Here is a 21,529-nt window from a genome sequence, read left to right on the forward strand (position 1 = left end):
TGATTACATTTTTTATTGGTTATAAGTGTACGTTTAACATTTGTAAATATAATTAAAATAAGAGCATTAAAGCAAGCTAAAAAACAAACAAACTATTATTTTAACAAAAAATATCTCTAAAGAGGACAAAGATTATTTATTTTATTAATTTATCTTTTTACCCCAAACCGGTCTTCCTTCCGTTGTTAATCCGGAATAACTCAGCGTTACTTTTCGGGTTGAAGCTTCCCAATCCCAGGCATCACTAACTTTGCACTTTATACCATTTACGGTTAAAGTTTTATTCACACTATCATAAGACCAGGTTCCGGTGATAGCTCCACTCACTTTTTTATCAGGAGTCAAGGTAATCGTTACTGATTTTTGAATAGTCTTGTATTGATAATTCATCGTGATTTGTTCCCATGTTCCTATAAAGGAAGCTTCAGTTATTGTCGTTTTTGGTACTCCGGCATAACGTTCGGCAGCTACTACTGGCCAGCCGTCTTCTGTCCATTGGATGGCTCGCACATGTCCCATCATAACCGCATTAGAAGCATTAATTCCAGGAACATTTTCAGGTAAACGCGCCTGAGAAGCATAAAACCATTCCTTGGTATCCGGATTTTGAAATACTGAACAATGTGAAAAACCTACCCAGCCGGTATGATTATTAAACCCATAAGGATGTGTCAGCATTGGCCAGCAGTCGGCACCATTAGTAATATTAGCACCATTTATTCCTAAATAAGGACCGGTTATACTTCTGGATCGGGCAACTCTGGTATTATATGCTACCGAAAGTTCATCATAAGCCAAAAACAAATAATAATATTGCGTATCGGGATTGTAAATGATTTCAGGTCCTTCGGAAGCCTGCCAACGGCTGGTAGGATGACGGGAAGCAATTCGGGTTCCGTAATCACTCAGTGTTTTTAACTGATCCGGTTTTCCTGTGGCTGGATTCAGTTTTAAAGCTACAATTCCCGAATGCCAGGAACCATAAATTAAATAATGTTCTCCTTCGGGAGTAATGATAAAAGTGGGGTCAATAGCATTAAATTTAAAATAAGCATTTTCCCAGTTTCTTGTTCCTGTGTAAGAATAAGGTTTTAACCCATCCGGCTCAGAGCATACTACCATTCCTTTGTCTACCCAAACATTTGATGCCAAATCATCTGATTCTGCCAGTCCAATAAAAGCTCTTTCAGACCAAGAAGTGTCAAAACTAGTTCCTGTTATCGGTTCATCTACTACAATACTGTAGTACATCCGGTATTTACTGCCTACTTTTTTTACAAAAGGAGCCCAATATCCATAGCGGGGATTAGTTATTGGAGGCAAAGCAGGAATCATTCTGGCTCTTTTGTTATTCAAAGAATCTTTTACCCAGGCAGGAGCCTGTGCCATAGCAGTTCCCATAAATTCCCAGGTAATTAAATCTTTAGAACGTCTGTAGGGAAAATGCCCGTGTCCGTCATGAGCATTCCCATAAGAAGCATCGGTCTGGTACATATAATAGTATTCTCCTGATTTTTCAACAGTAGGATCATGGACATTGGCTAAATTCCATTGCGATCTGGTACCCCAGGAAGCGATTGAAGTGTAATTATCAGCATATTTTGGCCCATCAAATGCAGGTGTTACCACTGGAGGAACTACTACAACCGGAGGATCTGTTTCATCAGTTGCAGGATCATCTTTTGAACAGCTTACTATACCAGATATCAATAAAAAAAGGATAAAATAAATAGTGTTTTTAAAAAAAGGATTTAAATTTTTCATCTTTCATTCAGGTATAAAATTATGTGGTAAACCCTTTAAGATTTACCACATAATTATTTAGAATTTTAATTTTAAAAAAAAACTGATTCAACAAACTTTAATAACTGTCATTCTGAATAGTTCCGGGGTTATTATCTCTTTCTAATTGCGGTATTGGGAAAAATTCTCTTCCTGCTGCATAAGAATTAAATTCCGGATCTCTGGATTTTAACCAGGCCAATTTTACCGGATCCTGTAACCAACCCCAGCGGCGAATATCATCAAAACGATGTCCTTCCAGTGGAAATTCTAAAAATCTTTCATGTCCAATTTGTTCTCTCATTTGCTCTTTTGTTAAGTTTGGCTTAACAATACTTAAATCAGGTAAATTAACGCGGTCTCTGACCATTTGAATATAAGTATAAGCATCTGCTGTATTGCCTGTTTCATTTAAGGTTTCAGCATACATTAATAAAATATCCGCATAACGTAACAAACGCTCATTAATTCCCGATCTCCAATCAAATTCATCAGGTCTTTGTCCATCTGAATTTTGATATTTTCTACAAAACAAATCGTTTAAATCTCCTGTATTTGAAGCATAAGTAGTAGCAAAATCTTTTCCGTACAGTTGCATTCCTCCCGGTTTATTATAAAAAATCGTAGCATCTAAACGAGGATCTACAGTATTGGATTTTGTTTTTTCCAGCTGATAGTCATTATATAAAGCCCATGTAGGCTGAACATCAGTAAATCCAAAACCTCTTGGACCATAAGTAATAGCCCGGGCTGAAGTTTTCCCCCAGCCTGAAGCCGGAGCTCCACCCCAGCCTAAATCAACTCCTCCGGCTTCTCTGCTAAATTGCACTTCAAATAAAGATTCTGAGTTGTTTTCATTGGTTTCAGTAAAATTATCACGATAATTGGATACCAGTGAGTATACTCCTAAATCAATAACAGCTTTAAAAGTATCTCTTGCATTAGTAAAATCTTTGTTAAACAAATAAGCTTTTCCTAAATAACCTAATGCAGCTCCTTTAGTAGCACGTCCTTTTTCACCAGCATCCAAACCTGAAATATCAGTATAGTTTTTTGGCAATAATTCTGCCGCCATTTTAAAATCCGCAATCACCTGAGCCCAGCCTTCAGCTTCTGTTTTTTGTGGATAAATTGCTGCCAACTCTGTAGGTACCGGAACATTTTTATACATATTAACGGCATGAAACAAATACAATCCTCTTAAAAAATAAGCCTGACCTAAAATTCTGTTTTTTAATGCCCCATCTTCAAAATTGATAGCCGGTACATTGGTTAAAACCTGATTGGCTCTGAAAATTCCCTGATAATAGGTTTCATAAGCCCAGCCGTAAATTTCTGCATTACTCGGATTGGAATTAAACCTCCCCACATTAGCCATAGCTCCCCACGGACTGTTACTACGGGTATCATCCCCTTTTAAATCCAGTAATAATGGTGTACAACGCATGTAAGTTCCATCAGTAAGTAAACTTCCGTAAGCTGCATTTACTCCTAAAAGAGCATCATTATCTGTTTTCCAAAAAGAATCTACTGCTTTATTATTGGGATCTATCTGAATTAAATCATCATCGTTAACACAACTTGTTGTTATTATTACCAGCGAAAAAACACCAGCTAAATAATTATATATTTTATATTTCATCTTGATTTGTTTTAAATTGTTTCCTGATTAAAAATTCACTTCTATACCTAATGATACCGTCCTTGGATTAGGGAAAGAACCTCCGTCATATCCTCTTGAAAATAATCCATCGTTATTGAAATCAGGATCATAGCCTTTGTATTTGGAAATAATCCATAAGTTTTGTCCATTAGCATAAACTCTTGCATTTTGAATAAAACCAGTTTTACTAACCGGAATATTATAACTTATCTCGGCTGTTTGTAATTTAATGTAGTTACCACTTTCTATAAAGCGATTCGAATCTCTTCCGTTTGCGTTAGGATCCTGTGTCGTTGGTCGTGGCACATTAGTATCAGTATTATCAGAGCTCCAGTAATTTAACATATCTGTATGATGATTACCGTATTTTCCTGCCATCAGGTCACGATACAAACCATTAAAGACTTTATTACCTCCGCTTCCCTGCCAAAACATGCTGGTACTCCAGTTTTTATAAGAAGCACTAAGACTGATACCATAATTATATTTAGGAATTGTTACTCCCTGAAATACTCTGTCTCTGTCAGTTATAACGCCATCAGCTGCATCAAAAACTCCATCATTATCAGTATCTACTGTTAACTGATCTTTAAATTTTACATCTCCTACGCTAACATTTGTTTGAGAAGGTGCTGCATCAATTTCTGCCTGAGATTGAAAAATACCATCTGTTTCATAGGCATAAATTTCGCCTATAGATCTTCCTACTTCTGTCATAGAGGCAAGACCCGGTATGGGATTTCCGTTTTCAGAAAAACCAATTTGTGTTACTTTGTTTTTTAAAGTACCAATATTAGCTGCAATACTGTACTTAAATTCATTTTTGTTATTATTATACATCAATGAGAATTCAACTCCTGTGTTCTCAACAGCACCGGCATTAGTGGTAACATCTGCCGGAAAAGCTCCTGAAGAATAAGGCAACGGAACTCTAATCAACAAATCATTTGATTTTTTAAAATAATACTCTGCTGTAAACTGCAAATCATTGTCAAACATCCCTAATTCAAGAGCTACATTGGTTGTTTTAGTTTCTTCCCAATGTACATTTGGATCTAAAGAATTTACAACTGTTGCACCCGGAGCCAATTCGTTATTGAAATTATAGCTCGCAAAACTGTTCATTGTAGTGGCAAAGAAATATTGTGGAATTGTATTGTTCCCAATAATTCCATATCCACCTCTTAACTTTGCATTGCTAATCCATTCCGGCAAATGAATAAAACTTTCATTACTTAGTTTCCAGGCACCCGAAAAAGAGTAGAAATTAGCCGAATTGTATTTTTGACTGAATAAAGAAGTTTTATCCTGTCTAAAGTTGGCTGTAAGCAGGTAACGATCGTCATAACCATAATTCAGTCTGCTGATATACGATTTTCCGGTAATGGTATATTCGTATTCATTGGTATTGGTATTATCAGCAAATTGTAATTTTTTAATATCGGTAGTATCATATCCTACACCTGATGAAAAATGGTTGTAATGATTATTTCTTTCGTCGATAGATCCAACTAAAGCATCAATGTTGTGTTTTCCTAAACTTACATTATAAGTAAGAATATTATTTACAAAAGTTTTGATTTGATTTCCGGTAGCAATGGTAAGTGTTGCTCTTTCACTTGGAACTTTATAATACCATCCCAGTTCAAACTCAGGTGTATATTTTTTGTCAAACCAGTGCAATTTATCATAACTAATATCTAACTTGTACTTTAACCCTTTAAATATCTCCAGTTCTCCCCAGATATCTCCTATAAAATGATTTCTTTTTCCGCTATTTGAAATTAAATTATTATATCCTATAATATTCAGAGAAATTGCTTTTTGTGTATCGCTATAAGTACCTCCATATCCTCCTAACCAATTTTCATCGTAAACAGGCATCGTAGGAATAGCAGTTACCAAAGCCTGAATAGCAGATTCTCCTACCCAGCTATTGAAGGCCTCTTTGTCTGATTCTGTATAAGCGATTTTTGAACCGTATTTGAATTTTCCTTTTTTGCCATGCAAATTCAAATTCATAGAATATCTTTCATAATCTTGTGGTGTATCCAAATAGGAAGTATTCTTGAAATAATCAACATTCAAATTATATCCTAAAAATTCTGCTCCACCATTAAAAGTAAGAGAATGATTTTGAACGGTTCCGGTACCATAAGCTTCTTTTTGCCAATCGGTATTGACATTACTGATATAATAAGGACTTGTAGGATCATTTCCCGGAGCTATAGGCAAACCGTCATTTCTTTCGGCAGCCGAAGTAATATTTTGGTATCCCGCTCTATCGGTTACTGACCATTGTTTGGCTACATTCTGTACTCCATAAAGTGATTTGTATTTAATTTCCATTGCGCCTATTTTGCCTTTTTTGGTAGTAATAATTACTACTCCATTAGCACCTCGGACTCCATAAATTGCAGCGGAAGAAGCGTCTTTTAAAACCTGCATTGATTCAATATCACCTGGTGCAAAATCAAATGGAGCATCTACAATTACACCATCAATAACAAATAAAGGGTTATTATTACTAAAAGAATTGATTCCTCTGATTTTGATATTTACAAACCCTCCCGGTTCACCTGAAGATTGTACGGTAACACCCGGCGCCTGACCTTGTAACATCTTAGCAACATCATAAGTCACTGTTTTTTTAGCACTTTCTACATTTACAACAGAAACAGATCCGGTTAAGTCTGATTTCCTTTGTGTTCCGTAGCCTACAACGACAACCTCATCCAGTTTAGCGTAATCCTCTAAAAGCGTAACAGTTATATTGGTTTGATTACCAATTTTAATTTCCTGGTTTATATACCCAATATAAGAAATTACAAGTGCAGCATTTGATCCGGATACCTCTATGGAAAATTTACCGTCAAAATCAGTCTGAACACCATTTGTGGTTCCTTTTTCAACAACATTTACTGCCGGAATAGCTGAACCATTTTCACCTTTTACAATTCCTGAAATCTTAATTTGCTGCTGTGTTTTTTGTACTGCTTTTGTTATTATAATTTTATTTTTTCCTGTAAGCTCAAAATTAAAACCTTCATTTATCAGATTTTCACTCAGCAGCTTATTAGCACTAATTGTCCCTTTTTTAAGTTTTACTTTAGGAACATTTTTAAACATATCTTCCTGATAAATAAATATAAAATCAGTTTGTTCCCTTAAAAGGTCAAACACTTCATCAATAGTTACAATCTTGTCTTTATCTACTGTAATTTTTACATTTTGTGTAAAAACAGTATTAGGAGAAAAACTAAAAACGGTCGTACAAAAAAGCAATATAAAAGTTTTCATACAGGTTAGCAAAAATTTTCTCTTGGATAAGAAAAAATGGTTAATAAATTCAATTTTCATATATTTGGTGTTTATTGGTTAAGTAATTAATTAATAAGCTTCATAGGGGAAAAAGTAGCGTACTGTCCAGGTATTACTTTCTTCCCCTTTTTTTATTTTATTGTAATTTTTCGGTCTTTTATCTCATAGTCATTTATAAAATTAGTTTTCTTAATTATTGATAATATTTCTCTTATTTCATCATTTTTGCTTAGTACTCCATTAAATTTTTCTTTTTCAAGTTTTACATTTTTAAATACCACATCAACATCATACCAACGGGACATTACCGTCATAATTTCTTTTAAAGTTTTTCCTTTAAAACTAAAAATTCCTTTAGTCCATAACACTTCATTATAAGCGTCAATAGTATTAATCATAATATCTGTATTAGTATGATTGATAATTGCCTGCTGGTTAGGGCTCAGGTATTTTTTAGAAGTAAGATTACTTATGGAGACCTTACCTTCAACTAAAGTGGTGTATATCTTATCTTCATCTTTATAGGCTTTTATATTAAACTCTGTACCTAAAACTTCTACTTCCTGATTTTTATTTAATACTTTAAATTTTGCTCCTTTATGTTCAGTGCTGGGTGACACATCAAAAAAAGCTTCTCCGTAAATTAGTTCTACTTCTCGAGGCGTACCTTCTGCAAAAGCAACCGGAAATTTTAACTTAGTTTCTGAATTCAACCAAACTTCTGTTCCATCAGCTAACTTTATTTGGAACTGACCTCCTCTGGGTATTGTCAAATAATTGTATACTAATCCTGATTTGGTTTTACCGTCATTATTATATACTAACTCTTCTCCATTACTAACTACATTATTTTTCTTGTATATTTTATTTTTCTCTAGGGTAACATCAGAACCGTCTTCCAGAGTTAATACGGCCTTATTTGTTCCTACAGAAATGGTATTGTTTACAACTACAGGAACTTCAACTGGTTTGTCAAAAAAATCAGTTGTATATAAATAAGTAGTAGTTAACATTCCCAAAACAACAGCGGCAGCAGCTGAGTAGGAGATTATTTTACGCACCTTATTACGCTTCTTTTCCTTCTTTTCTCCTGCAAAAGCGTCCAAAAGCATCATCCTTAATTTTTGCGAATCAAATTCCTTCATATTGTATTCAACTGCATAATTTATTTTAATATACTCCTTAAACAACTCTTTATTCTTTGCATCTTCAACCCATGACTCTAATGCTTCTAATTCAGAAGCAGTTGCCTGATTAGTTAAAAATTTTACAATTATATTTTCAGTTTTATCACTTATCATTTCAATACTGTTTTTTTTATTAATACGTGTCGTTTTTACACTACCCTAACTTTTTTTATATATTTTTTATACATTGCATAAAAATTAAGCTAATTATTTCTGTTTCACACAATGCAAGAGATATATTCTGACAATACTCAACTTATTCAGGCTTTAAAATCGGGAAATCCTAAAGCTTATACTTTTCTTGTAAATACCTATCATCATAAACTGTGCGTTTATGCTTATAGTTTTACTCATGATCCTAATTTATCTGAAGATATTGTGCAGAATGTTTTTATGCGTATCTGGAAAAAAAGAGAAAATTTAAAAGATAATTTTGCAATCAACAGCTTTCTTTACAAATCAGTTTATAATGAATTTATCGATCAATACCGAAGTCAAAAAACGGTTTATCCTTTAGAAAAAAAGTATATTGATGCTTTGAATGAAATTGTAGAAAATGAAGAAGATCATTCTTTGGAACGCGTAATCTCATTGGTAAAAAAAGAAATTCAAAATCTTCCGCCTAAATGCAGGGAAATTTTTCTTTTAAGTAAAGAAGAAGGGTTGACCAACATTGAAATTGCAGAATATAAAAATCTTTCTATTAAATCAGTGGAAGCCCATATTACAAAAGCTTTTTCTATTTTACGAAATTCTCTGGGAGAAAAAGCCAATATTTATTTATTTTTGATGTTTAGAAAATTAAGCTGAGTAACCGTTAAAACTAGAAGTCTCTTATCTTAATTTTTTTTCTTAATGGGGATTTTAAATCTGATTTTTTTTCTAAAAAAATCAGTCAGTGTATACTCTACACTAATAAATTATGATACTTTTAAGGAAGTAACTATATTTACCCCAAAATAAACAATGAAGAATGTTAAATAATTATAGCACTGAAGACAAAGTCTTATTATCTGTCGATTGTATCATTTTTGGTTTTGACAATGAAGGCTTAAAAATACTATTAATCAAGAGAGATTTTGCTCCAGAAAAAGGGAAATGGTCTTTAATGGGAGGTTTTTTGAAGAAAAGTGAATCTTTAAATGATGCTGCTATAAGGGTTTTAAATCATTATACCGGATTGCAAAATATCTATATGGAGCAATTTTATGCTTACAGCGAAGTAGACAGAGATCCCGAGGAACGTACTATTTCGGTTGCCTACTACGCATTAATTAACATTGAAAATCATAATACTGAACTGATTAAGAATTATCACGCTGAATGGTTTAACATATCCAAAATGCCTAAATTAATTTTTGACCATGACGAAATGGTGGCGCATGCAGTAAGAAGACTGCGTTACAGGACCTCAACGAAGCCTGTGGGATTTGAACTTTTACCGGAAAAATTTACTATGCGTCAATTACTTGAATTATACGAAGCTATTTTAGACAAAGAATTAGACAAAAGAAATTTTATCAGCAAAATTAACTCTTTAGACATTCTGGTAAAACTCAATGAAAAGGATATGTTATCCTCTCGAAAAGGTTCTTTCCTGTACAAATTTGACAAAGAAAAATACGACGCTAAATTACTGAATAACTTTGCCTTAAACTTATAAAAACAGTTTTACACATCATAAAAAAAACCGTCTCATATCTGCGAGACGGTTTTCTTGTTTTTAGTTTGTTTTTAGTATAGTACTACAAGATGTAATCGGTATTAATAAAATTTGATTCTTTACTATTCAATAATTCCTGTAATATTTCGTTATTGTAATCATTATCTTTAGAGGCTACAAAAGTTCTGATTGAGAATGAACGTAAAGCATCATTAACACTTAAAGTCCCTACTGCTGAATCTTTACGTCCTGTAAACGGATAGACATCCGGTCCACGCTGGCAAGAACTGTTTAAGTTCACTCTGCAGACTAAGTTTACTAATGTATCAATAAGTGGTGCAATAGTTTTAATATTCTTACCAAATAAACTCACCTGCTGACCGTAATTTGATTCTGCCATATCGTTCAGAGGTTCCTGAATATCTTTAAAAGTCATGATTGGCACAACAGGTCCAAACTGCTCTTCATGATATACACGCATTTCTTTGTTTACAGGGAATAAAACAGCCGGAAAAATATAATTTTCATAATGCTCTCCTCCTTTTTTATTGAGTATTTGAGCTCCATTAGCAGTAGCATCATCAATTAATCCCTGGATATAAGCCGGTTTTTCTGCCTCAGGAAGCGGTGTCAAAGAAACTGATTTCTCCCATGGATTTCCAAAAATAAGCTCATCTACTTTTTGAGAAAATCTTTTATTAAATTCTACCGCAATAGATTCATGAACGTATAATATTTTTAATGCCGTACAACGCTGCCCGTTAAATGACAGGGTTCCGGTAATACATTCAGAAATAGCTAAATCTAAGTCGGCATCAGGTAAAATGATAGCAGGATTTTTAGCTTCTAAACCTAAAACCAAACGCAGTCTGTTTTTATTAGGATGCTGATCCTGCAATGCAATTGCCGATTTACTGTTCCCAATTAAAGCCAGAATATCTACTTTCCCTGATTTCATTATAGGGGATGCAATTTCTCTTCCTCTTCCATAAACAATATTAATAGCTCCTTTTGGGAAACTGGTTTTAAAGGCTTCTAATAATGGTGAAATTAACAAAACACCATTCTTAGCAGGTTTAAAAATCACCGGATTCCCCATAATCAGGGCAGGAATTAACAATGAAAAAGTTTCATTTAAAGGATAGTTATAAGGTCCTAAACATAAAACAACTCCAATAGGTCCTCTTCTAACCATAGCATTAATCCCCTGACTTTTAGTAAAACGGGCACTGCTTCGGTCTAATTGTTTATAATGCTCTATGGTATCATAGATATAATCAACGGTTCTGTCAAATTCTTTTTCAGAATCACCTAAGGTTTTTCCAATTTCCCACATTAATAATTTAACAACTTCCGTACGGGTAGCTTTCATTTGAGAAACAAAATTCTCCATGCATTTAATCCTGTCAACCACTTTCATGGTTGGCCATAGCCCTTGTCCGTTACTATAAGCCAAACTAGCTGAATTAACAACTTCTGCCGCTTCTGCTTCTCCCATAAAAGGAATAGTTCCTAATAAAGTAGGAGCATATTCATCAGTTGAAGAAATAGTAGAATAAACTTCCGTAGTTTTTCCTGTCCATTTTTTTAATTCTCCATTTACTAAATAAGTATCCTGGTGCAATAATGTTTTTATTTTAAACTCTTCTGGAATTGAATTCATCTAATTTTATATTTTAGTTAGTGTTAAAAATGTATTAGTGATTAGGGAGCAACTACTTCTCCATCCCAGTCTAACATACCTCCCAATAAGTTATAGGCATTCTCAAATCCTAATTCATTCATAATTTCGCATGCCTTTGCACTTCTGGCACCGGAACGGCAATAGACATAATAATTTTTACTTTTATCTAATTCTTCTATTTCAGAAATAAAACCCTGACCTTTATGAATATCAATGTTTATAGCATTAGGAATAATCCCTTCGTCACATTCGTCTTCCGTTCTTACGTCTAAAATCACTGCATTATCATCTGCTTCGAGTTGAGCAATCCAATCTTCTTGTGTTAAATTCATAATCAATATTGTGTTTTTTGTAAAATTACGATGTTTTTGCAAAAAATAAGCATCCTAAATTTGATTTAGCAAATATTTTAAAGAAAACGTTTTAGTGAAATTACAATAATCACCAAAACTCGCATTCCCTTAATATTTTGTTAAAGATTGTTTGATTTTATCGTTTATAAATACCATATCTGTAATCTGCTATCTCTTATTCTGATAAATTATCACCACAGAAATAATTCTTTTCTATCTTATTTTTTAATTACTTTTACTAAAGTCTTAGAATTTTACCCAAAATATCATCATATTAATAAGTTTTTCTTTTAATATAAACAAACATGTCAGAACGAGAAATCACACTTAAAAAAGCCTTTCCTCATTTTTCTAACGAACTTCTTCATGAAATTGAAGCCCACTCCGGTTTTCAAATATTTAAAGCAGGCGATGTTATTATGCGAACAGGGCAATACATTAAAAGCACTCTTCTGATTCTGAAAGGACAATTAAAAATTTATCGTGAAGGTTATGATGGTGAAGAATTCCTGATGTATTATCTGCAACCCGGGCAAGCCTGTGCTATCTCATTAATTTGTTCAACAAAAAATCAAACCAGTCAGATTACCGCTAAGGTAGTCGAAGATGTTGAGGCTGTAACTGTTCCGCTAGCCTTAATGGATAAATGGATGATGAATCACCGTTCTTGGTACGAATTTGTTATTAATACGTATCGCACAAGATTTGAGGAAGTATTAGAAGTAATTGACAATATCGCTTTCAGAGCTATGGACGAACGATTGGAATTTTATTTGAAACGCCATGCAAAAGCCTGCGATTGTAAAGAAATCAATTTGTCCCATCAGGAAATTGCCCTTGAATTAAATACTTCCCGAGAAGTCGTTTCACGATTATTAAAAAAGATGGAACAACGTGGGTTAGTGAATTTGCACCGGAACCAAATTAAATTATTGTTTTAAAAACAGTTCATGTGACAAATGTTACTGTGACTAGTCGAAATACTTCCAACCTTTGTAAAAAAATTACAGCATGGAATATATCGGTTATTTTGCTTCAATAATTATTGGACTATCCTTAGGATTAATTGGCGGTGGTGGTTCTATACTTACCATTCCTATTTTAGTGTATTTATTCAAAGTAGAACCGGAACTGGCTACCAGTTACTCTTTGTTTATTGTGGGCACTACGGCTTTATACGGTGGTTACAGTCATTACAAACTTGGTAATTTACAACTAAAAACTGCTTTGTATTTTGCCGTTCCATCGGTGATTTCTATATTAATCATTAGAGAAGTTATCTTTCCACAAATTGCCAACACTCTTTTTACAATTGCCTCTTATGCTGTTTCTAAGGATTTATTAATCATGATTGTTTTTGCCATTCTGATGATTTCTGCTTCGATATCGATGATAAAAAAGAATAAAACAACAGAAACCATCTACAAAATAAATTATACCCAACTGGCTATTGTTGGTTTTTTAGTCGGAATTGTAACCGGATTTCTGGGTGCCGGTGGTGGATTTTTAATTATTCCAGCATTGTTGTTTTTTGCCAATTTACCTATGAAACAAGCGGTTGGAACCTCATTATTGATTATTTTCATCAACTCCGCAATAGGTTTTGTTGGCGACTTGTACCTCAACACTCCTATTGATTATGGTTTTCTGTTATTGATTTCTGCTATGGCATTTGCCGGAATGTTTATTGGAATCCTGCTTTCTAAAAAAATAGATGGAAACAAACTGAAACCCATTTTTGGATGGTTCGTATTAGTAATGGGAATTTATATAATTACGAAAGAGATTTTCTTTTAAGGTTTTTAACCACAAAGAATACAAAGCTTTCACGAAGTAAAAGTTTAACCGAAAATTATGCAAACTAGCACAGATTACTTCTTAAATACCTCTACTTAGTATTATAAAGATTTTTTTATACTAATCTATTTTATATCTGTATCTAACTTGTTTGGATTTTGTCTTGTATCAAAAACAGTAATAATCTCAATTTCATTTTTAAGTTCATTTATTCTATAATAAAAAGTAGTTTGTTTTGTAACAACACATTTGATTGAGGACAACTTTCGGGCTGATTTGAAATCTGAGCAATTTTCGAACTGAACTTTTTTATAAAATCATTTCTAACTTTTAAATTCCATTTTCCCAATAGATAATCGTTTAGTTCTAAAAGTTTGGTTTCAGCTACTTCTGATAAAAACACTTTCATTTAAGAAATTTTTTTAAAAAAATCATTGAATTCAACCCTTTTTCCTTTATCCAATTCTTCAATTCCTTTTTCTATTTCCTTTTGCTCTGACAAGCTTAACTCATCCCAAAAATCAACTGCTTCTTTTTGAATAAAATCTTTGATTTTTTCAATGAATTTTTCATTCTCAATATTGAGAATCATTTTTACTAGTTCGATTTTTGAAGTTTGACTATCCATGGCTAATATTTCTTAATTTCAAAGTTACAAAAAAACACTTTCACTTCTCACTAAAAAAATCAATGCTCCCCATAACCCACATCATCCATTTTCCCTTTAAACACTTTGTATTGAATAATAAAATACCCAATGACCAATGCCAAAGCCACAGCAAACCAATACACACCAACAGATAAGGCATACTCCCCATTGGCAACATTATAAATCGTCAATGAAGGATTAACAGCGTTAGTAGAGGGCAATACTTCAGGAAAAATAGAGGCTGTAGTTGAAGTAAATCCTCCTACAAGAAAAAGACTGGAAAACAAAAATCCTGTTCCGTCTTTCTTAAAAGTTCTCACTTTGAAAAGACCAAACAAACCCACAAACGTAATTAACGGAAAAATAAAGAGAATGGGATTATTAACGAAATTATGAAAAGGTTCTTTTTCAATAATGTGCCAAACTGAAAGCGATACAATTACTAATACCAATAACACAAAATTCATTTTGTAAACCATTTGTTTTAATTGGGCATTCAAAGACGAATTGGTTTTATAAACAATCCAATTGGCACCGTGAATCATTAAAGCGACCACACTTACCACCCCAAGAAAAAGCGTAAACCAGTCGATAATTCCAAGTTGGCTGTCAACAGGACTAAAAGTAGAATTCCACAACGGCAGAAAGAAAAAATGCGGTTCCTGAGTAGCAACACCATTCTCAACCATCCCCAGATTTACACCACGGACAACGTTTCCTAATGCCATACCAAAAAACAAAGCCAATAATAAACTCGCTATTCCAAAGGCTTTATCCCAAACAGCTTCCCATATGTGATTGTGAATCTGTCCCCGCAATTCTAATCCCACTGCTCTAAAAATAAGCAACCACAAAATCATCATTAATGGCAAATAAAAACCACTGAAAGATGCGGCATATAAAGTAGGAAAGGCATAAAACAAGATACCTCCGGCGGCAATCAGCCAAACTTCATTGGCATCCCAAAAAGGACCAATAGCATTTGTAATGACTTTTTTATCCTTTTCTGTTTTGGCGAAAAACAAATGAATTATTCCAGCCCCAAAATCATAGCCATCTAACACTAAATAAGTAGCTAAAACGCCAATTAAAACAACATACCAAAAGAATTCCATAGTTTATTTTTTTACTGGTTCCGGACCGTGATAAATAATTTTTCCCACTAAAATAGCGAATAACATTCCTAACAAAGCATACAATCCTACAAATCCGAGTAATGTAAATAAAGTATTTCCGGATGAAACTGTAGGAGAAGCACCATCTGCTGTACGCAATAAATCATACACTAACCACGGCTGACGTCCTAATTCAGCTGTGTACCAACCTGTAATATTAGCGATATAAGGAAATGGCATCAGGAATAAAAATGCCCATAAAAGCCATTTGGTCTGAAACAATTGTTTTCTGATGAGTTGGAAAGTCGCTAATACCATCACTCCAATAAAAAGTGTCCCTAAACCTACCATGATATGATAAGAATAATATAATCCGGAAATATTAGTGGGATGTGTGTCTTCCGGAAACTGATCTAAACCTTTTACTTCAGTATCCCAATTGCCATAAGTTAAAAAACTCAAAACATTAGGTACTGCGATTTTATTATCCAGTTTTTTATCTTTCACATCTGGTTGTCCGATAAGAACAATTTCGGCTCCTTTTTCCTCTGTATGAAAAATCCCTTCCATGGCTGCAAAAGTTACCGGCTGGTATTTCACAACGTTTTTAGCCAATAAATCTCCCGTTGGTATAGCTACAATAACACTTGAAATTAGCCCAAAAACAACTCCTGTTTTCAAAAATAATTTCCCGTAAGAAACATTTTTGTTTAACAAAATATAAAAAGCGCCTATTCCAGCTACTATAAAAGCACTGGTTACCATAGAAGCCGCCTGATTGTGTAAATAAGAAGGCCAAAGCCATACATTAGTAAACAAAGCGGAAAAATTAGTCAGTGCAAATTTCCCATTTTCTAAAATCTCAAACCCTACCGGATGCTGCATCCAGGAATGCGTAGCCATTATTAAAAATCCGCTGGCCCATGAACCCAGACAAATCAATAATCCGGTTACAAAATGCCATCGGTGTCCGAGGATTTTTTCACCAAATAAAAACATTCCTAAAAAAGAAGATTCCAGAAAAAAGGAAAACATACCTTCCATAGCCAGTGTCTGCCCTATAATCCCACCTGTTAATTCCGAAAATTTAGCCCAATTGGTTCCAAATTGAAATTCCATCGGAATTCCGGTAACCACCCCCATAGCAAAATTGAGTGCAAAAATACGCATCCAAAAATGAGTCGCTTTGTTATAATGAGGATCGTTTGTTTTTAAGAATTTCCATTTAAAATAAACAATGATTAGCGAAAGTCCCATTGTTAATTGCGGAAATAAGTAGTGAAAAGTAATGGTAAATGCAAATTGCATTCGATCATAAAAGAGCATTTCTTCCATAGAAAGGAGTTTTTTTTGGATACCACAAATTTAACTCAAATGCTTCGAAAAGCCTTATAAAAAGTATGGTTTTAATTCGCTTTTTTTACTGTTTTAAACAAAAAATACAATTAGAATTCTTTTTGTAACTTTAGTCACCAGACACCCCTGATCTAAACTTTATCTTTGTTATACAAATTAAAAACAATAGTTATGAAAATCGAACAAATATATACCGGATGTCTTGCTCAGGGAGCTTATTATATAACTTCCAATGGTGAAGCTGCCATTATTGATCCGCTGCGGGAAGTTCAGCCTTACCTGAATCGTCTGGAAGGCGATAAAGTGAAATTAAAATATATTTTTGAAACGCATTTTCATGCCGATTTTGTTTCAGGACATATTGATTTAAGCAAAGAAACCGGAGCACCAATTATTTACGGACCAACTGCTAAACCTGAATTTGATGCTATTATAGCAACTGATGATCAGGAATTTGAAATAGGGAATATTAAAATAAAAGTCCTCCATACTCCCGGACATACAATGGAAAGTACTACTTATTTATTGCTCGACAAAAACGGAAAAAAACATGCAATATTCTCTGGAGACACTTTATTTATTGGCGATGTAGGAAGACCTGATTTGGCTCAAAAAGCGGCTCATATGACTCAGGAACAATTAGCCGCAACCTTATATCATTCGTTAAGAGATAAAATTATGACGCTCCCCGATGACGTTATTGTTTATCCTGCTCACGGAGCAGGGAGTGCTTGTGGAAAAAACATGAGTAAAAAAACTGTCTCTACTATTGGTAATCAAAAAGCAACAAATTATGCGTTAAGAGCCAATATGACTGAAGCAGAATTTATAAAAGAAGTAACCGATGGTTTATTGCCTCCGCCAGCTTATTTTGGAATGAATGTGGCTATGAATAAAAAAGGATATGAAAGCTTTGAAAGTGTTTTAAACCAAGGCATGAAAGCTATTGCTGTCAAAGATCTCGAAGCTATTGCCAAGGATTCCGGAGCATTAATTTTAGATACCCGTAAAAACACTGATTTTGCTAAAGGTTTTATTCCACAATCTGTGAATATTGGAATTGAAGGCGATTTTGCTCCCTGGGCAGGTGCATTAATTGCCGATGTAAAACAGCCTATTATTTTAGTTACTGAAATCAATCAGGAAGAAGAAACAGTAACACGTTTAAGCAGGGTGGGATTTGATAATATTCTGGGACATTTACAAGGTGGTTTTGAAGCCTGGAAAAATGCGGGTAAAGAAATCGATACCATTAACCGAATTTCTGCAGAAGCATTTAACAGCGAAATTAAAATTGGCGAAAGCAAAATAATCGATGTCAGAAAAGAAACAGAATATGCTGCTGAGCATGTAGAAGAGGCTTTTTCCAAACCACTGGCTTATATTAATGACTGGATAAAAGATATTGATCCTAAAGAAAAATTCTATCTGCATTGTGCCGGCGGTTACCGCAGTATGATTGCTGCTTCCATATTGCAGGCAAGAGGTTTTAGAAATTTTGCTGAAATAGAAGGTGGTTTTAATGCTATTGCAAAAACAACTACTCCTAAAACTAATTTTGTTTGCCAGAGCAAAACATTCAACAATTAATAAATTAAAATACGATGAACAGTAAATTTGACATCCTAATTCAATCTGAGAAACCCGTTTTAGTCGATTTTTTTGCCACCTGGTGTGGACCTTGCAAAATGCTCAGTCCGGTTTTGAAAGAAGTAAAAGAACAACTGGGAGACGAAATTTCAATTATCAAAATTGATGTGGATAAAAATCAACAAATCGCCGGATTGTATCAGGTTCGTGGTGTTCCAACAATGATTTTATTCCAAAAAGGAAAACAATTATGGCGACAGTCAGGAGTTCTCGACAAAAACAGTATTATTAAAATTATCATGGAAAAAAGACAACGTTAATATTTGTCTTTTGCTTTTTGAAATAAATAAACGTTAAATACTTATCAATGTTTTCACCATAATAGTTCTTACCAAAAATTATTATTTATAAATTTGGAAAATGCCTTAATAAATCGGTAAGATGTTAGATAACTTTAGACTTCACTTAGAAAAATTTATTCCAATAAGCGATAAAGATTTTGAGGAAATTGTTCCATTTTTTAAAATTAAAACTGTTCATAAAAAAGAAAACCTTCAAACAGAAGGAGCCATATGCAGATTGCATTTTTTTGTTCTGGAAGGCTGCTTGAGAAAATTTTTCATCAATGATAAAGGGGTAGAACAAACGACTGAGTTTGCTATAGAAAACTGGTGGATTACAGATAACATAGCTTATGAACACGGATTGCCTACTTGCTTTTATATTCAGGCAGTTGAGAAATCTCAAATACTGATTATTGACAGGGAAAATCAGGAACAATTACTGGAACAATTCCCAAAAATGGAACGCTATTTCAGATTTATCTATCAGCGGGCTTATGCCGCTTCGCAAATGAGGATTAAATATTTATATGATTTTACAAAAGAGGAATTTTATGAACAGCTTTGCAAAAAGCAGCCTGAATTTGTACAGCGAATTCCACAATACCTCATCGCTTCTTTTCTGGGTTTTTCACCCGAATATTTAAGTGAAATCAGAAAAAAAAAGCGTTCTTAAACCAGTTTAAGTTTTTACTGTTTTTTATTGCTGAACTTTGCTCTGTTAATATATAAAAACATAAAAAAATGAGAGTAAACATCAACGAAACAGAACCACAGGCATTTAAAGCCATGTATGCATTAGAAGGTTATTTAGCCACTGTACAATTGTCTAAAATTCAAAAAGAGTTAATTAAAATTCGTGCTTCACAAATTAACGGATGTGCATTTTGTATTGATATGCATACTAAAGATGCATTAAAATATGGAGAAACTACCCAACGTATTTTTCTTTTAAATGCATGGCATGACACTCAGTTATTCACTGAAGAAGAAAAAGCCCTTTTAGCTATTACAGAAGAAATCACATTAATTGCAAACAAAGGATTATCTGATGAAACTTATGCAAAAGCGGCGCAATTTTTCGATAAAAACCAAATTGCACAAATTATCATGGCAGTGGTTACTATCAATGCCTGGAACCGAATTGCAATCAGTACACAATTAGAGCCTGCTTCTTAAATTTCAAGGAGCATTCAATAAAAAAATCGGAACAGCATTCAATACTATTCCGATTTTTTTTCTATCTGTAAAAAACAATTATTCTTCTTCGTCAGTAGCATGCGATTTCGAATAACTACGCCATTTTTCAATACAATCCTGAAAATCCTGTGGCAATTCGGTGTCAAAGCGCATCATTTCTCCTGTATTTGGATGCACAAAACCTAATGTTTTTGCATGTAAAGCCTGCCGTGGCAATGCTTTAAAACAGTTTTCTATAAACTGCTTATACTTGGTAAACGTAGTTCCTTTTAAAATCAAATGACCTCCATAACGCTCATCATTAAATAACGGATGCCCTATGTGTTTCATGTGCGCTCTGATTTGATGTGTTCTTCCTGTCTCCAATATACAGGAAACCAGGGTTACATAACCAAAACGTTCTAAAACTTTATAATGCGTTATTGCCGGCTTACCAATTTCCGGATCGGCGAAAACAGCCATTTGCATGCGGTCTTTCAGGTGGCGGGCTAAGTTTCCTTCGATAGTACCACTTTCTTCGGCTACATTTCCCCAAACTAAAGCCACGTACTCCCTTTCGGTAGTTTTAGCTTCAAATTGCTTAGCCAGATGCGTCATCGCCGCTTCAGTCTTAGCAATCACCAGTAGTCCGGAAGTATCTTTATCAATACGGTGCACTAATCCCGGACGCTCACTGCTGTTCATAGGTAAGTTTTCAAAATGAAAAGCCAGAGCATTCACTAAAGTTCCTGTATAATTTCCGTGTCCCGGATGCACTACTAATCCCGGCTCTTTATTTACTAACAATAAAGCCTCGTCTTCATACACAATATTCAATGGAATATTCTCCGGAAGCACATGATTTTCAAACGGAGGATGCGATAACATCACCGTTACAATATCAAAAGGTTTTACTTTATAATTGGATTTTACCGTAGCATTATTGACAAAAATATTGCCTTCGGTAGCGGCATTTTGTATTTTATTTCGGGTGGCATTGGGAATCAGACCCATTAAATATTTGTCTATTCGCAACAAAGCCTGCCCTTTTGGAACTTCAAATTTAAAATGTTCAAATAATTCCTCTTCGTCCAGATCAATCTGCTCAATATTATTGTTCATTTGGCAATTCTTCTTCTGTAGGGTTAGCTATTGTATCTGTTGTAAAATCTTCTTCATAACTCGCTTTTCCGTCACCTAAAACCAGATCAATTTTAGAAGATTTCAATACTTTATCACCTGGTTTTATATTTCTTCCTTTGTAACGCATTTCAAGAACCATATCTTTACCCAGATTTGGAATATAAGTAATCGTTCCTTCTTCCAACCCTAAAGCTCTTAATGTTGGCACTGCCTCTCGATAAGTTTTCTCAATTAAATCCGGAATTCTCACTGATGAAAAGCCGGAACTGTTAATCTTAATATATACCTTTCTGCCTTCTTTTACCTTTGCTCCCGGTAAAGGATCCTGCTGTACAACACTGTATTTTGGATATCCTTTTCTATAATCAACACTATCCAGCAAAACATACGATAAATCCAGTTCATCCAGTTTCTCTTCCACCTGTTCTTCTGTCAATTTACTCAAATCAGGCACTGTAATTTCTTTTCCATGGTCTGTGGTAAAAGTCAGCCAATGCATAAAAAGATAACCCAAAACAGCAATAATCAAAGCAGCAATAAAAAGCTGTGTGAAAAACGTACGACTGGTAAGATATTTACGTAAACTCATATATTAATTTTTAATCAGTGGCAAAGATAAAGCTATTTCGTTTCAAAAAAAATGATAATTTTGTTTAATGCTTATTAACTCTTGGCAATGCCAGAAACAAGAAGCTATCCCGATAGC

Annotated in this window: 20 protein-coding genes; 8 read left to right on the top strand and 12 right to left on the bottom strand. The window is 34.0% G+C overall.

Annotated features, from left to right (window positions below):
- Positions 1–144 precede the first annotated feature (144 nt).
- From ABS764_RS14290 to ABS764_RS14305, 4 genes are all read right to left on the bottom strand, one after another.
- The gene (locus ABS764_RS14290; RefSeq protein ID WP_408082469.1) at positions 145–1,764 is read right to left on the bottom strand and encodes an arabinan endo-1,5-alpha-L-arabinosidase; all 1,620 of its coding nucleotides are present in this window, start codon (positions 1,762–1,764) and stop codon (positions 145–147) included.
- A 97-nt stretch (positions 1,765–1,861) separates the two neighbouring features.
- A complete protein-coding gene (locus tag ABS764_RS14295; RefSeq protein ID WP_408082470.1) occupies positions 1,862–3,424 on the bottom strand; it encodes a RagB/SusD family nutrient uptake outer membrane protein in 1,563 nt (520 codons plus the stop codon).
- Between the two features lie 27 nt (positions 3,425–3,451).
- Complete coding sequence (locus ABS764_RS14300) at positions 3,452–6,745, bottom strand: SusC/RagA family TonB-linked outer membrane protein (RefSeq protein WP_408082471.1); 3,294 nt, start codon at positions 6,743–6,745, stop codon at positions 3,452–3,454.
- 152 nt (positions 6,746–6,897) lie between these two features.
- Entirely contained in the window at positions 6,898–8,067 is a 1,170-nt protein-coding gene (locus tag ABS764_RS14305; protein WP_408082472.1) for a FecR family protein, read from the bottom strand.
- 111 nt (positions 8,068–8,178) lie between these two features.
- On the opposite strand from ABS764_RS14305, the gene ABS764_RS14310 reads away from it, so the two are divergent.
- Both ABS764_RS14310 and ABS764_RS14315 read left to right on the top strand, forming a co-directional pair.
- Entirely contained in the window at positions 8,179–8,763 is a 585-nt protein-coding gene (locus ABS764_RS14310; protein WP_408082473.1) for an RNA polymerase sigma factor, read from the top strand.
- 163 nt (positions 8,764–8,926) lie between these two features.
- Complete coding sequence (locus tag ABS764_RS14315; protein ID WP_408082474.1) at positions 8,927–9,616, top strand: NUDIX hydrolase; 690 nt, start codon at positions 8,927–8,929, stop codon at positions 9,614–9,616.
- A gap of 82 nt (positions 9,617–9,698) precedes the next feature.
- On the opposite strand, the gene ABS764_RS14320 is transcribed toward ABS764_RS14315, so the two are convergent.
- Both ABS764_RS14320 and ABS764_RS14325 read right to left on the bottom strand, forming a co-directional pair.
- A complete protein-coding gene (locus ABS764_RS14320; RefSeq protein ID WP_408082475.1) occupies positions 9,699–11,279 on the bottom strand; it encodes an NADP-dependent glyceraldehyde-3-phosphate dehydrogenase in 1,581 nt (526 codons plus the stop codon).
- Positions 11,280–11,320: 41 nt separating this feature from the next.
- The gene (locus ABS764_RS14325; protein WP_408082476.1) at positions 11,321–11,632 is read right to left on the bottom strand and encodes a rhodanese-like domain-containing protein; all 312 of its coding nucleotides are present in this window, start codon (positions 11,630–11,632) and stop codon (positions 11,321–11,323) included.
- A 326-nt stretch (positions 11,633–11,958) separates the two neighbouring features.
- Here ABS764_RS14325 and ABS764_RS14330 point away from each other — a divergent pair, with 326 nt between their 5' ends.
- Positions 11,959–12,594 (top strand): Crp/Fnr family transcriptional regulator, encoded by a 636-nt coding sequence (locus ABS764_RS14330; RefSeq protein WP_408082477.1) that lies wholly within the window; start codon positions 11,959–11,961, stop codon positions 12,592–12,594.
- Positions 12,595–12,664: 70 nt separating this feature from the next.
- Entirely contained in the window at positions 12,665–13,450 is a 786-nt protein-coding gene (locus ABS764_RS14335; protein WP_408082478.1) for a sulfite exporter TauE/SafE family protein, read from the top strand.
- 208 nt (positions 13,451–13,658) lie between these two features.
- Here ABS764_RS14335 and ABS764_RS14340 read toward each other — a convergent pair whose 3' ends face one another.
- From ABS764_RS14340 to ABS764_RS14355, 4 genes are read right to left on the bottom strand one after another with little or no spacing between them, the layout of a single operon-like run.
- On the bottom strand, positions 13,659–13,859 hold the full coding sequence (locus tag ABS764_RS14340) for a type II toxin-antitoxin system RelE/ParE family toxin (RefSeq protein WP_408082479.1): 201 nt from the start codon (positions 13,857–13,859) through the stop codon (positions 13,659–13,661).
- Positions 13,860–14,078, bottom strand: coding sequence for a hypothetical protein (locus ABS764_RS14345; RefSeq protein WP_408082480.1), 219 nt, complete (start codon positions 14,076–14,078; stop codon positions 13,860–13,862). It abuts the gene before it with no gap.
- Positions 14,079–14,137: 59 nt separating this feature from the next.
- Positions 14,138–15,214, bottom strand: coding sequence for a cytochrome d ubiquinol oxidase subunit II (cydB, locus tag ABS764_RS14350; protein WP_408082481.1), 1,077 nt, complete (start codon positions 15,212–15,214; stop codon positions 14,138–14,140).
- A gap of 3 nt (positions 15,215–15,217) precedes the next feature.
- A complete protein-coding gene (locus tag ABS764_RS14355) occupies positions 15,218–16,549 on the bottom strand; it encodes a cytochrome ubiquinol oxidase subunit I (RefSeq protein ID WP_408082482.1) in 1,332 nt (443 codons plus the stop codon).
- Between the two features lie 192 nt (positions 16,550–16,741).
- Here ABS764_RS14355 and ABS764_RS14360 point away from each other — a divergent pair, with 192 nt between their 5' ends.
- The 4 genes from ABS764_RS14360 (at position 16,742) to ABS764_RS14375 (ending at position 19,680) form a co-directional block, all read left to right on the top strand.
- Complete coding sequence (locus tag ABS764_RS14360; protein WP_408082483.1) at positions 16,742–18,160, top strand: MBL fold metallo-hydrolase; 1,419 nt, start codon at positions 16,742–16,744, stop codon at positions 18,158–18,160.
- Between the two features lie 14 nt (positions 18,161–18,174).
- Complete coding sequence (trxA, locus tag ABS764_RS14365; protein ID WP_408082484.1) at positions 18,175–18,480, top strand: thioredoxin; 306 nt, start codon at positions 18,175–18,177, stop codon at positions 18,478–18,480.
- Positions 18,481–18,601: 121 nt separating this feature from the next.
- Positions 18,602–19,177 (top strand): Crp/Fnr family transcriptional regulator, encoded by a 576-nt coding sequence (locus tag ABS764_RS14370; protein ID WP_408082485.1) that lies wholly within the window; start codon positions 18,602–18,604, stop codon positions 19,175–19,177.
- 68 nt (positions 19,178–19,245) lie between these two features.
- Positions 19,246–19,680, top strand: a complete 435-nt coding sequence (locus ABS764_RS14375; RefSeq protein WP_408082486.1) for a carboxymuconolactone decarboxylase family protein — start codon at positions 19,246–19,248, stop codon at positions 19,678–19,680.
- A 78-nt stretch (positions 19,681–19,758) separates the two neighbouring features.
- Here the strand turns inward: ABS764_RS14375 and ABS764_RS14380 are convergent, their stop codons facing one another.
- Positions 19,759–20,802 carry an RluA family pseudouridine synthase gene (locus ABS764_RS14380; RefSeq protein ID WP_408082487.1) on the bottom strand — a complete coding sequence of 348 codons (1,044 nt, stop codon included), beginning with the start codon at positions 20,800–20,802 and terminating at the stop codon, positions 19,759–19,761.
- A complete protein-coding gene (locus ABS764_RS14385; protein ID WP_408082488.1) occupies positions 20,792–21,412 on the bottom strand; it encodes a PASTA domain-containing protein in 621 nt (206 codons plus the stop codon). Before ABS764_RS14385 ends, ABS764_RS14380 begins: the two co-directional genes overlap by 11 nt.
- Positions 21,413–21,529: the final 117 nt, after the last annotated feature.

Source organism: Flavobacterium plantiphilum (assembly GCF_046000495.1).
Classification (GTDB): domain Bacteria; phylum Bacteroidota; class Bacteroidia; order Flavobacteriales; family Flavobacteriaceae; genus Flavobacterium; species Flavobacterium plantiphilum.

Coding starts and splice junctions, on each gene's coding strand:
- ABS764_RS14290 (WP_408082469.1), bottom strand. CDS start 1,764: ATGAAAAATTTAAATCCTTTTTTTAAAAACACTATTTATTTTATCCTT.
- ABS764_RS14295 (WP_408082470.1), bottom strand. CDS start 3,424: ATGAAATATAAAATATATAATTATTTAGCTGGTGTTTTTTCGCTGGTA.
- ABS764_RS14300 (WP_408082471.1), bottom strand. CDS start 6,745: ATGAAAACTTTTATATTGCTTTTTTGTACGACCGTTTTTAGTTTTTCT.
- ABS764_RS14305 (WP_408082472.1), bottom strand. CDS start 8,067: ATGATAAGTGATAAAACTGAAAATATAATTGTAAAATTTTTAACTAAT.
- ABS764_RS14310 (WP_408082473.1), top strand. CDS start 8,179: ATGCAAGAGATATATTCTGACAATACTCAACTTATTCAGGCTTTAAAA.
- ABS764_RS14315 (WP_408082474.1), top strand. CDS start 8,927: ATGTTAAATAATTATAGCACTGAAGACAAAGTCTTATTATCTGTCGAT.
- ABS764_RS14320 (WP_408082475.1), bottom strand. CDS start 11,279: ATGAATTCAATTCCAGAAGAGTTTAAAATAAAAACATTATTGCACCAG.
- ABS764_RS14325 (WP_408082476.1), bottom strand. CDS start 11,632: ATGAATTTAACACAAGAAGATTGGATTGCTCAACTCGAAGCAGATGAT.
- ABS764_RS14330 (WP_408082477.1), top strand. CDS start 11,959: ATGTCAGAACGAGAAATCACACTTAAAAAAGCCTTTCCTCATTTTTCT.
- ABS764_RS14335 (WP_408082478.1), top strand. CDS start 12,665: ATGGAATATATCGGTTATTTTGCTTCAATAATTATTGGACTATCCTTA.
- ABS764_RS14340 (WP_408082479.1), bottom strand. CDS start 13,859: ATGAAAGTGTTTTTATCAGAAGTAGCTGAAACCAAACTTTTAGAACTA.
- ABS764_RS14345 (WP_408082480.1), bottom strand. CDS start 14,078: ATGGATAGTCAAACTTCAAAAATCGAACTAGTAAAAATGATTCTCAAT.
- cydB (WP_408082481.1), bottom strand. CDS start 15,214: ATGGAATTCTTTTGGTATGTTGTTTTAATTGGCGTTTTAGCTACTTAT.
- ABS764_RS14355 (WP_408082482.1), bottom strand. CDS start 16,549: ATGGAAGAAATGCTCTTTTATGATCGAATGCAATTTGCATTTACCATT.
- ABS764_RS14360 (WP_408082483.1), top strand. CDS start 16,742: ATGAAAATCGAACAAATATATACCGGATGTCTTGCTCAGGGAGCTTAT.
- trxA (WP_408082484.1), top strand. CDS start 18,175: ATGAACAGTAAATTTGACATCCTAATTCAATCTGAGAAACCCGTTTTA.
- ABS764_RS14370 (WP_408082485.1), top strand. CDS start 18,602: ATGTTAGATAACTTTAGACTTCACTTAGAAAAATTTATTCCAATAAGC.
- ABS764_RS14375 (WP_408082486.1), top strand. CDS start 19,246: ATGAGAGTAAACATCAACGAAACAGAACCACAGGCATTTAAAGCCATG.
- ABS764_RS14380 (WP_408082487.1), bottom strand. CDS start 20,802: ATGAACAATAATATTGAGCAGATTGATCTGGACGAAGAGGAATTATTT.
- ABS764_RS14385 (WP_408082488.1), bottom strand. CDS start 21,412: ATGAGTTTACGTAAATATCTTACCAGTCGTACGTTTTTCACACAGCTT.